9 protein-coding genes are annotated in these 11,563 nt (G+C 64.3%); 7 read left to right on the top strand and 2 right to left on the bottom strand.

Annotation, left to right across the window (positions count from 1 at the left end):
- Positions 1-17 precede the first annotated feature (17 nt).
- From ACN9MY_RS03815 to ACN9MY_RS03785, 7 genes are read left to right on the top strand one after another with little or no spacing between them, the layout of a single operon-like run.
- Positions 18-1,199, top strand: coding sequence for a fumarylacetoacetate hydrolase family protein (locus tag ACN9MY_RS03815; RefSeq protein WP_426320606.1), 1,182 nt, complete (start codon positions 18-20; stop codon positions 1,197-1,199).
- A gap of 28 nt (positions 1,200-1,227) precedes the next feature.
- Positions 1,228-1,995, top strand: a complete 768-nt coding sequence (locus tag ACN9MY_RS03810) for an SDR family NAD(P)-dependent oxidoreductase (RefSeq protein WP_426323677.1) — start codon at positions 1,228-1,230, stop codon at positions 1,993-1,995.
- Positions 1,980-2,867 carry an SMP-30/gluconolactonase/LRE family protein gene (locus ACN9MY_RS03805; RefSeq protein ID WP_426320605.1) on the top strand — a complete coding sequence of 296 codons (888 nt, stop codon included), beginning with the start codon at positions 1,980-1,982 and terminating at the stop codon, positions 2,865-2,867. The genes ACN9MY_RS03810 and ACN9MY_RS03805 overlap by 16 nt, the downstream gene beginning before the upstream one ends.
- Positions 2,864-4,633 (top strand): IlvD/Edd family dehydratase, encoded by a 1,770-nt coding sequence (locus ACN9MY_RS03800; RefSeq protein WP_426320603.1) that lies wholly within the window; start codon positions 2,864-2,866, stop codon positions 4,631-4,633. The genes ACN9MY_RS03805 and ACN9MY_RS03800 overlap by 4 nt, the downstream gene beginning before the upstream one ends.
- Positions 4,522-6,108 carry a sugar porter family MFS transporter gene (locus tag ACN9MY_RS03795; protein ID WP_426320601.1) on the top strand — a complete coding sequence of 529 codons (1,587 nt, stop codon included), beginning with the start codon at positions 4,522-4,524 and terminating at the stop codon, positions 6,106-6,108. Before ACN9MY_RS03800 ends, ACN9MY_RS03795 begins: the two co-directional genes overlap by 112 nt.
- A 48-nt stretch (positions 6,109-6,156) precedes the next feature.
- Positions 6,157-8,541, top strand: coding sequence for a glycoside hydrolase family 3 N-terminal domain-containing protein (locus ACN9MY_RS03790; RefSeq protein WP_426336846.1), 2,385 nt, complete (start codon positions 6,157-6,159; stop codon positions 8,539-8,541).
- A 34-nt stretch (positions 8,542-8,575) separates the two neighbouring features.
- The gene (locus tag ACN9MY_RS03785; protein ID WP_426167631.1) at positions 8,576-8,932 is read left to right on the top strand and encodes an MmcQ/YjbR family DNA-binding protein; all 357 of its coding nucleotides are present in this window, start codon (positions 8,576-8,578) and stop codon (positions 8,930-8,932) included.
- Here the strand turns inward: ACN9MY_RS03785 and ACN9MY_RS03780 are convergent.
- Positions 8,922-10,532: a M64 family metallopeptidase gene (locus tag ACN9MY_RS03780; RefSeq protein WP_426167629.1), complete on the bottom strand. Its 1,611-nt coding sequence runs from the start codon at positions 10,530-10,532 to the stop codon at positions 8,922-8,924. The genes ACN9MY_RS03785 and ACN9MY_RS03780 overlap by 11 nt on opposite strands.
- A gap of 98 nt (positions 10,533-10,630) precedes the next feature.
- The gene (locus ACN9MY_RS03775; protein ID WP_426167627.1) at positions 10,631-11,524 is read right to left on the bottom strand and encodes a helix-turn-helix domain-containing protein; all 894 of its coding nucleotides are present in this window, start codon (positions 11,522-11,524) and stop codon (positions 10,631-10,633) included.
- Positions 11,525-11,563: the final 39 nt, after the last annotated feature.

The raw sequence follows: 11,563 nt of genomic DNA, 5'->3' as shown, positions 1-11,563 counted from the left end.
AATTCAAAGGAGACTTTATGCAAACGATTAATGCATCGGCGTGCCTGCCGCACGACCTGGAAGATGCCCTGCTGGTGGGGCGCGTGTGGCGCCCGGCGCCGGTGGATGGCCCCTGCGTCGTCGTGGTACGAAATGGCGTGGTATTCGATATCACCGCGCATGTGGCCACGGTAGCGGACCTGCTGGACCGTCCGGACGTGCTGCAGTTCGCACGCGATGTGGACGGCGAACAGTTGGGCAGCGCCGAGGAACTGATCGGCGCTGCACTGGCTGGTGACGTCAAAGGCGTGCGCCTGCTGGCGCCGTGCGACGTGCAGGCCATCAAGGCTTGCGGCGTGACCTTTGCCGTCAGCCTGCTGGAACGCGTGATCGAAGAGCAGGCCGGCGGCAATCCCGCTCGCGCCAATGCGCTGCGCGCGGAACTGCTGTCCACCATCGGCGGCGATTTGTCCAGCATCAAACCCGGCTCGCCGGAGGCAGAGCAGCTCAAGCGCGAATTCCAGGCGCGCGGCGCATGGTCGCAATACATGGAAGTGGGCATCGGCCCCTTCGCCGAAGTCTTCTCGAAATCCCAGCCCATGTCGGCAGTCGGCTTCGGCGCCGATGTCGGCCTGCACCCTGCCTCGCAGTGGAACAATCCGGAGCCGGAGATCGTGCTGGCAGTGAACAGCCGCTTCGAAGCTGTCGGCGCGGCCCTGGGCAACGACGTCAACCTGCGCGACATTGAAGGCCGCAGCGCACTCCTGCTGGGCAAGGCCAAGGACAATAACGCTTCCTGCTCGATCGGCCCCTTCATCCGCCTGTTCGACAGCAGTTTCACCATGGGCGACGTGCGCAACGCCGAAGTCCGCCTGGCGATCGAAGGCAGCGACGACGACTTCGTGCTCGACGGCCTTAGCCGCATGTGCGAAATCAGCCGCGACCCGCTCGACCTGGTCGCGCAAACCGCGGGCGCCCACCACCAATACCCGGACGGCTTCATGCTCTTCCTCGGCACGATGTTCTCGCCGATCAAGGACCGCGGCCAGAAGGGCGCCGGCTTTACCCATCACCTGGGCGACCGGGTCACCATCAGCAGCGCATCGCTTGGCGCGCTGGTCAACCACGTGCAGCGCAGCGACCAGCTGCCGCCGTGGACGTTTGGTGTCCGTGCCCTCTACCGCAACCTGGCACGCCGCGGCATCGCGGCAGGAGAATAAATACATGACAGCAGCAGCAAGAAAACCCGTGGTGTACGCCACCTACCCCGACCTCGCCGCCAAGCGCGTCGTGATCACGGGCGGCGGCACCGGCATCGGCGCGGCCATCGTGGACGCCTTCACCAAACAGGGCGCGCACGTTGTCTTCCTCGATATCCAGGACGAGGCCTCGAAGGCGCTGGAGCAAAGCCTGGCAGGTGCGCAACATCCGCCGCGCTTCATCCATTGCGACCTGACCAACCTCGACGAGGTCGGCGCCGTGTTCCAGCAGATCGAGCGCGAACTCGGCCCGGTTGAAGTCCTGGTCAACAACGCCGCCAACGACAACCGCCACCAGGTGGAAGACGTCACCGCCAAATACTGGGACGACAGCCTGGCCGTCAACCTGCGCCACCAGTTCTTCTGCGCGCAGGCTGTGGCGCCGGGCATGAAGGCTGCGGGCGGCGGCGTGATCCTGAATTTCGGCTCGATCTCCTGGCACCTGGCGCTGGGCAAGCTGTCGCTGTACATGACCGCCAAGGCGGCAATCGAAGGCCTGACCCGCGGCTTGGCCCGCGACCTCGGCGCCGACGGCATCCGCGTCAATTGCATCATTCCCGGCTCGATCAAGACGCCGCGCCAGATGGCGCTGTGGCATTCGCCGGAAGACGAAGCCGCGATCCTGGCCGCCCAGTGCCTGCACGAGCGCGTGGAACCGGATGACGTGGCTGCGCTGACCCTGTTCCTCGCCTCCGGCAACGCAGCGCGCTGCTCCGGCCGCGATTACTTCGTCGACGCTGGATGGTACGGATCGTGAGCTCGCCGCAATGCATCTGGGAAGTCGGCGCCACACTGGCCGAAGGGCCGGTCTGGCATGCCTCCGAGCGCGTCTTCTACTTTGTCGACATCAAAGGCCGCCGACTGCATTGCTGCAATGAAGACGGCGGCGATCGCCTGAGCTGGGAGGCGCCTGCGGAAATCGGCTTTGCCCTGCCGATGGTTGGCGGCGATTTCATCTGCGGCCTGCAGGGCAAGCTGGCGCGCTTCACCATGGCCGGCAAGTTCGAGACCGTGCTGGAGATCGAAGCCGGCCAGCCGGGTAACCGCTGCAACGACGGCTACGTCGATGCCAACGGGCGCCTGTGGTTCGGCACCATGGACAACGGCGAATCCGCTCCCACTGGTTCCTTGTACTGCCTCGATGCACGCGGCCTGCAAGCCATGGATGGCAACATCATCATCACCAATGGCCCCTGCCACAGCCCGGACGGCAAGACCTTCTACCACACCGACACCCTGGCGCGCGTGGTATATGCCTACGACAGCGCAGCTGACGGTACGCTGTCGAACAAGCGCGAATTCGTACGCTACGCGCATGGCGTGCCCGGCCACCCGGACGGCAGCGCGGTCGACGCCGAGGGCCACCTCTGGATCTCCCTGTTCGGCGGCAGCCGCATCGAACGCTATGCGCCGGACGGCAAGCTGGCGCAAACTATCCCGATGCCCTGCCCTAACATCACCAAGGTCGCTTTCGGCGGCGCCGACCTGCGCACGGTCTTCGTCACCACCGCGCGCAAGGGCATGAGCGAAGAAGCCCTGGCCGCACACCCGCTGGCTGGCGGCGTGTTCACCTTCCGCGTGGACGTGCCCGGCCTGCCGCAACATCAATTCGACAGGAAAGCAGCATGAGCACCCGCCGCTATCGTTCGCAGGACTGGTTCGACAATCCGGACCACATCGACATGACCGCGCTGTATCTCGAGCGCTTCATGAACTACGGGATCACGCCGGAAGAGCTGCGCAGCGGCCGCCCGATCATCGGCATCGCGCAATCGGGCAGCGACATCAGCCCATGCAACCGGATCCACCTCGACCTGGCCAAGCGCGTGCGCGACGGCATCCGCGACGCGGGCGGCATACCGATGGAATTCCCGCTGCACCCTATCTTCGAGAACTGCCGCCGTCCCACCGCCGCCATCGACCGCAACCTGGCCTATATGGGCCTGGTCGAGATCCTGCACGGCTACCCGATCGACGCCGTGGTGCTGACCACCGGCTGCGACAAGACCACCCCGGCGCAGCTGATGGCCGCATCCACCGTCGACATTCCCGCCATCGTGCTGTCCGGCGGGCCGATGCTCGATGGCTGGCTCGATGGTGAACTGGTTGGCTCGGGCGCCGCGATCTGGAAAGGCCGCCGCCAGTTGGCAGCAGGCCAGATCGACAACGAAAAGTTCCTCGAGATCGCCGCCGCTTCGGCACCGTCAGCGGGCCACTGCAACACCATGGGCACCGCCTCCACCATGAACGCCATGGCCGAAGCACTGGGCATGTCGCTCACCGGCTGTTCCGCCATCCCGGCGCCCTACCGCGAGCGCGGCCAGATGGCCTATGAAACCGGGCGCCGCATCGTCGAACTGGCGCAGCAGGACATCCGGCCGTCGTCGATCCTGTCGCGCGAAGCCTTCCTGGACGCCATCGTGGTCAATGCCGCCATCGGCGGTTCCACCAACGCCCAGCAGCACATCATGGCCATGGCGCGCCACGCCGGCGTCGAACTGCACGAAGACGACTGGATGACCTACGGCCACGACATCCCGCTGCTGCTGAACATGCAGCCTTCCGGAAAATTCCTCGGCGAGCGTTTCCATCGCGCCGGCGGCGTCCCGGCCATCATGTGGGAGCTGCACAAGGCGGGCAAGCTGCGCGCCGACCGCCCGACCGTCACCGGCCGCAGCATGGCGCAGAACCTGGAAGGCCGCGAGAGCGCCGACCGCGAAATGATCACGCCATTCGACAAGCCGCTGAAAGAGCAGGCCGGCTTCATGGTCTTGCGCGGCAACCTGTTCGACTTTGCGATCATGAAGAGCAGCGTGATCTCTGAAGACTTCCGCAACCGCTACCTGCGCCGTCCCGGCCAGGAAAACATCTTTGAATGCCGCGCCGTTGTATTTGACGGCTCCGGCGACTACCACGCCCGCATCAACGATCCTTCATTGGGCATCGACGAGAACACCATCCTGGTGATCCGCGGCGCCGGCCCGGTGGGCTGGCCCGGTTCGGCGGAAGTGGTGAACATGCAACCGCCTGATGCGCTGATCAAGAAAGGCATCAACAACCTGCCGACCCTTGGCGACGGCCGCCAGTCCGGCACTTCCGACAGCCCGTCGATCCTGAACGCCTCGCCGGAAAGCGCGGTGGGCGGCGGCCTGGCCTGGATTCGCACCGGCGACATGGTGCGCATCGACCTGAACACCGGCAGCTGCAATATGCTGGTGGACGACCAGGAAATTGAACGCCGCAAGCAAGACGGCGTGCCGCCCGTACCGCCTAGCCAGACGCCATGGCAGGAGATCTATCGTGCCACCGTGGGCCAGATGGCCAACGGCGCGTGCATGGAGCTGGCACTGGCTTACCGAGGCGTCGCGAACGACACGCCGCGCCACAATCACTGACCCGGCACGAACCGGGCCTGATAAAGAAAGAGGAGACATCCATGAACAGCATTGCCCTGGAAAATACCGAACCCAGTCATGAAGAGGAGAACACTGGCCTCATCATCCTTATCAGCTGCGTAGCCACCATCGGCGGCTTCCTGTTCGGCTTCGATAGTGGCGTCATCAACGGCACGGTCGACGGCCTGAAGCAGGCGTTCCACTCAACCTCCGCCGGGATCGGTTTCGAAGTCGCGTCGATGCTGCTTGGCTGCGCGATCGGCGCCTTCTTCGCCGGCCGCCTTGGCGACCGCTGGGGGCGCCGTGCAGTGCTGATCATTTCCTCCGTGATGTTCCTGCTGTCGGCGCTGGGCGCAGGCTGCGCGACGACATCGGCCGTGTTCATCGCCGCCCGCGTACTGGGCGGCTTCGCCGTCGGCGCGGCTAGCGTGATGTCGCCGGCCTACATCGCCGAAGTCGCCTCGGCGCGCTATCGCGGCCGTCTCGCAACCGTCCAGCAGATCGCCATCATCAGCGGTTTGTTCTGTGCCTTCCTCAGCAACTATATGCTGGCGAAAGCAGCCGGCGGTTCGACCGGCGTACTGTGGCTCGGCCAGGAGGCGTGGCGCTGGATGTTCTGGATGATGGCCATTCCATCCGCGCTGTTCCTGCTGCTCCTGCTGGCGATTCCTGAAAGCCCGCGCTTCCTGGTCGTGAAGAAGCGCACATCCGAAGCCATGGCCGTGCTGGAGCGCCTGTATGGCGCCTCCGCAGCCAAGGAGAAGTTCGCAGCGATCGACGTCTCGCTGTCCGAAGACCACCATCGCCCACGCCTGTCCGACCTGATCAACAAGGCAACCGGCAAGCTGCGTCCTATCGTCTGGGTCGGCATCGGCCTGGCGACCTTTCAGCAGCTGGTCGGTATCAACGTCGTGTTCTACTACGGCGCGGTACTGTGGCAGGCCGTTGGCTTCTCCGAGAGCGATGCGCTGCTGATTAACGTCCTTTCGGGTGCACTGAGCATTGGCGCCTGCATCGTCACCGTGTTCCTGATCGACCGCATCGGCCGCAAGCCCTTGCTGTGGATCGGCTCGATCGGCATGGCAGTGACGCTCGGGCTGGTCACCCTTGCATTCGCCAGCGCGTCGCTCGACGCAAGCGGCAAGCTGACGCTGTCCGGCTCCATGGGCGTGCTCGCGCTGATCGCCGCGAATGTCTACGTGATCTTCTTCAACCTGTCGTGGGGTCCGGTCATGTGGGTCATGCTGGGCGAGATGTTCCCCAACCAGATTCGCGGCTCCGGCCTGGCAGTCGCAGGCGCCGCGCAATGGACATCGAATTTCATCATCACGGTGACCTTCCCGATCCTGCTCGGCGGCATCGGCCTGGCTGGCGCATACGGTATCTACACCGTCGCCGCCGTGATCTCCCTGTTCTTCGTCCTGCGCTATGTGCATGAAACGCGCGGCAAAGAGCTGGAGCAGATGGAAGGCTAAGCAGGTTCAAGAAAAATATAAAACGAATACAACTACTGGAGACACAGCATGAAACGCAGGCAGTTCCTCACATCCCTATCCGGCGCGGCTAGCGTAGCCGCCCTCGGCACGCCGGCAGCCATGGCTGCCGCAGCGGCAAGGCCCCTGTACAAAGACCCCGCCGCGCCGGTGCCGGCCCGCGTAAAAGACCTGCTCGGTCGCATGACGCTGGAGGAAAAGGTCGCGCAAATGCTGTGCATCTGGCAGGAGAAAGGCATCATCCAGGACGCCAACGGTGAATTCTCGGCCGCGAAAGCCGCCAAGGCTTACCCGAATGGCCTCGGCATGCTGGCCCGCCCTTCCGACCGCCAGGGCGGCGCCGAAGCAGGCGGCGCCGGCGACAGCGGCGCCCGCGCCAACCGCAACGCGCAGGAGACCGCAACCTACACCAACGCCGCGCAGAAATGGGCCGTCGAACAGACGCGCCTCGGCATTCCGCTGTTCATGCACGAAGAATCCCTGCACGGCTACGTGGCGAAGGACGCCACCAGCTTCCCGCAGGCGATCGCGCTCGCATCGACTTTCGACCCGCCGCTGGTACGCAAGGTATTCAGCGTCGCCGCCCGCGAGATGCGTGCCCGCGGCGCCAACCTGGCACTGGCGCCGGTGGTCGACGTGGCACGCGAACCGCGCTGGGGCCGCATCGAAGAAACCTTCGGCGAAGACCCGCACGTGTGCGCCGAGATGGGCAAAGCAGCCGTGCTGGGCTTCCAGGGTGAGGAACGCAAGCTGGCCAAGGACAAGGTGTTCACGACGCTGAAGCACATGACCGGCCACGGCCAACCGGAAAGCGGCACCAACATCGGTCCCGCCGAAGTCACCGAACGCACGCTGCGCGAAGAATTCTTCCCGCCATTCGAGTGCATCATCAAGGAAACCAATGCGGCCGCCGTGATGCCTTCGTATAACGAGATCGGCGGCCTGCCATCGCACGCCAACCACTGGCTGCTGCACAAAGTGCTGCGCGAAGAATGGGGTTTCAAAGGCCTGACAGTATCCGACTACTTCGGCGTCAAGGAACTGATCACCCGCCACCGCCTCGCCGACATGCCGAAGGACGCCGCCACGCGCGCCGTCAAAGCCGGCGTTGACATCGAAACCCCGGACGCCTTCGGCTACCAGCTCCTGCCACAACTGGTAAAGGAGAAAAAGGTCAGCGTCGCAGAAATCGACACCGTGGTGTCCCGCATCCTCGAATGGAAATTCCTCTCCGGCCTGTTCGAACAGCCTTACGTCGACGCCGCCATCGCCGACAGCCTGACCGCCACGCCGGAGGCCGTTGCCCTGGCCCGCGAGGCTGCCGCGCGCGCCGTCGTGCTGCTGAAGAACGACAAAGGCCTGCTGCCGCTGGACGGCAAGAAGGTCGGCAAGGTGCTGCTGCTCGGCACCCACGCCAAGGACACCCCGATCGGCGGCTATTCCGACGTGCCGCGCCACGTGGTCTCGGTGTACGAAGGCCTGCAAGCCGAAAGCCAGCGCCAGGGCTTCCAGCTCGAATACCGCGAAGGCGTGCGCATCACCGAAGAACGGATCTGGGGCAAGGACGAAATCATCTTCACCCCACCGCAGACCAACGCCAAGCTGATTGCCGAAGCCGTTGCCGCCGCGCGCAACGCCGACACCATCATCATGGTCCTGGGCGACAACGAACAGACCAGCCGCGAAGCCTGGGCCGACAACCACCTGGGAGACCGCCAGACGCTGGATATGCTGGGCCAGCAGAACGAACTGGCCAAGGCCATCTTCGACCTCGGCAAGCCAACCGTGGTCTTCCTGCTGAACGGCCGCCCGTTGTCGGTCAACCTGCTGGCCGAACGTGCCGACGCGCTGGTGGAAGGATGGTACCTCGGCCAGGAAACCGGCCACGCCGCCGCCGACGTCCTGTTCGGCCGCGCCAACCCGGGCGGCAAGATGCCGGTGTCAGTAGCGCGCCACGTCGGCCAACTGCCGATCTTCTACAATCACAAGCCAAGCGCCCGCCGCGGCTACATCGACGGCAGCACCAAGCCGCTCTACCCGTTCGGCTATGGCCTGAGCTACACCAGCTTCGCATTCAGCGAGCCGCGCCTGGCGCAAGCCACCATCGCCGCCAACGGCAGCACGAAAGTCAGCGTCGACGTCACCAACACCGGCAAGCGCGCCGGCGACGAAGTGGTGCAGCTGTACATCCGCGACGACATCAGCAGCGCTACCCGTCCCGTACTGGAACTGAAAGGCTTCCAGCGCATCACGCTGCAGCCTGGCGAGAAGCGCACCGTCACCTTCAACATCAAGCCGGCCGACCTGCAGTTCTACAACGCCGACATGAAGCGCGTTGTCGAACCGGGCAACTTCACCATTTCGGTGGGCCCGGACAGCGCAACCTTGAAATCGGCCAAACTACTGGTCAGTTGACGCTAGAATGTCCACTTTCGAGTCGGGAGCGAAAGTGGACATCACTCAAGTCAAAGCCCACTGCGCCAGCCTGCCTGGCGCAGACAGCCTGCTGCATGCACCGCCGGTCAATGTACTGAGCTACAAGGTCGGCGGCAAGACCTTCGCCTACTTCAAGACCAGCGAACCGGAACAGTGGCGCTTCAGTTTCCGCGCCACGCCCGACCGCTTCCTCGAACTCACCGGCATGCCCGGCGTAAAACCGGCACGCTACATGGGCCGCTTCCATTGGGTCACGATTGTCGACGTGCGCCGCTTCCCGGAAGACTACCTGGTCGAACTGGTGCAATGGTCCTACGACAAGGCATTCTCCTCGCTGACAAAGGCACGCCAGCGCGAGATCAAGGCTTAGGGAAAGCGTAGGTCAGCGAATAGTTGCCGCTGCCCGAATACGACTTCACCTGCGCGTAGTAATAGCCCGCCGTGCCGTTGTAGCTGATCGACTCGCTGGAAGTATTGCCCTCGCTGGAAGCGACCTTGGTCCACGCGCTACCCGACCACTTGTACAGGAACAGGTCGAAGTCGGCACCGGAAGGACCGCTCAGTTGCAGCGAGAAGGCGCCAGCGCCGGCCTGCACCCAGCCAGGCGACGCGCTAGGCGCAATGGCGCTGCCGCCGTTGGCCAGGGTGCCGGTTTGCGTGACCGAGCCGGAGCCGGTGTACTTGGCAAACACCTTCTTCACCGCGCCCTCATTCACGGCATGCCACGGATACCCCAGCGTGCGCATGCGCGAGTTCTCTGTCGGACGGTACTTACCCGAGCCGCAGTACTGCGCGCCCACGAAAGTGCCGACAGTACCGTTCGGATACACGCCCAGGCCGGTCGGAACGGCCGTGCTGCCCGCAATCAGGCTGCCCCATTTGACGGAACGCGTGCCGTTCAGCGACACATTGACTTCGGTCGGCTCGCTGCTGGTGTTGCAGGTGCCGTACTCGTATTCGTCCGCCAATGCAAACGCCGTATGGCCGATTTCATGCAAGGCCACCTCGATCGACTGCTCATGCATCGACAGCGTTGCCACTGCGCCACCCGAACCGCCGTAACGCGTCGAGTTCGCGATTACCACAATCACATCGCGCGCATCGGGCGCCAGCACGGAAGCCGCGATATTGGTCGCCTTGGTATTGTTCACGCACAGCAGGCGTTCGATGTTGTAGCAAGCGAATTCCCCATCCATCGCCGTATCGCGATAGATGCCCTTATCGAGTTCGTCCACGCCCGACTGGTTACTGGCCACGTCGACTCGATGGATATTCATCGAAGCGCGGTTGGCATTGAACAGCGGATCGGCCAGGAAGCCATTGATCACCTTCTGCGCATCGGCGCGCCACTTATCCATTTCCGCAGCGGTGTAGCCGTCGCCGATGAACACATAGTCCATATGCGTCGCCGCGCTGCCGTTGTTCAGGATGGTCGTCGCGGTGGCGGAAGGCGTCGCCGCCAGCATGGCCGAGCGCGAGGCCTTGCCGCTCGCTGCCGCCTGTTCCAGGGTGCCGCGATCGAAACGCGCCAGCGCAGCAGGTGCTGCAAGAGCCGTCTTGGCGCCGGTGCTGGCACCCTTCTTCGGCAGCACCTCCACGCTCGCGGTGGCTTTGTCGAATGGCAGCGACACCTCAAAGCTGCCCTCACGCTGCTGCACCGTGGTCGACAGGTCGATAGCGCCCGAACGCGGATTGAAGGTCTCCACATGTCGGCGCAAACCATTGTTGACGCTCACCTCATGCAGCACGCGTCCCTGGGCATCCTTGGCGACCACCACCCACTGGTCATCCTCCGCGCCCTGGCGCACATTGGGCGTCACAGCAAACTTGCCCACTTCCGCATGCAGGGGTTTGAACTCCGCCCCGCTACGGCCTTCAGCAAAGCCGATGCGCAGCGAGATATTGTCGGCCTGTGCAGCACCCGCCGCCGCCAGCGCGAGCAGCACCAGTGAGTTTCGAAGTAAAGCCATGTTCTCTCTCCATTTGTTGTGGTTTGGAACTGGAGATTCTGTGGCCGATCAAAGAGGCGGCGCGTGCAAAAACGCGCGCAATTTGCACAATCCTGCTTTTAACAATTGTTACAGCGGCTGGCGCGCCACGCCGCAGGCGACAGGCCGTACTGCGTCGTGAAAGCGCGCGTGAAATGGCTGGCACTATGAAACCCGAACTCCTCCGCAATGTCGACAATGCGCGCCTCCCGGCCTGCGAGTGCCATACATGCCTGCTCCAGGCGCCGGGTCAGCACATAGCGATGCGGCGGCAAGCCGACCGCCCGATGGAACTCGCGCGAGAAATGCGCCGCACTCATGCCGCACAGGGACGCCAGTTCCGCATTGGCCAGCGGCGCATCCAGGTGATCTGAAATATGCCGCAGCACGCGGCGCAGGCGCGCACCGCCGAGGGAGCTGTCGGCGCCTTGGGCCGGGCGCGAATAATGTTCGAGCAGGTAGCAAGCCAGGGCCATGGCCAGGTGGTCGCACATCTCCGCCGCCAGCGGCCCGGCCAGCGCCTGCGCATCGAGCATCTTGCGCACCAGGTCGGATACCATGCGGTCGGAAGTGAACTGGCTAGCCGCCAGCGTGGCATCGATATCCTCGCCGCGCTGCGCCGCCAAGCGGTCCAGTAGCTGCACCGGCAGGAAGACATTCACGATATCGCAGCCGCTCAACTGGCTCCAGCGCCCCTGCTCCCCTGGCGGACAAAGACGAAAGCGGCTCGCTCCGATGGTCCCGCCCCAGACCGGCGTATCGCCGTGCCAGATGCGCGCATCGAGCGGCTCCATCATCAGCGCCAGGCGGTAAGTGCCCGGATGCGGGCTTACGGAGCGAATGGCGTGATCCGGCCCATCGCTGGTCCACCGCCCCAACGCAGCCCCCGATCCGGGAAGCGGCCCGACACAGGCATTCAGCGAGTGCACGCCCGCCATCCTGAACCACCGCTCAAGCTCTTCGACGCTCTCCATCGAAGCAATATACCCCACCTACAGCCGAGCCCGTGTCAC

The organism is Pseudoduganella sp. R-31 (assembly GCF_049913235.1).
Classification (GTDB): domain Bacteria; phylum Pseudomonadota; class Gammaproteobacteria; order Burkholderiales; family Burkholderiaceae_D; genus Rugamonas.
Note: the sequence above shows the minus strand (reverse complement) of the source record. Positions and strands in the feature narration are given on the sequence as shown.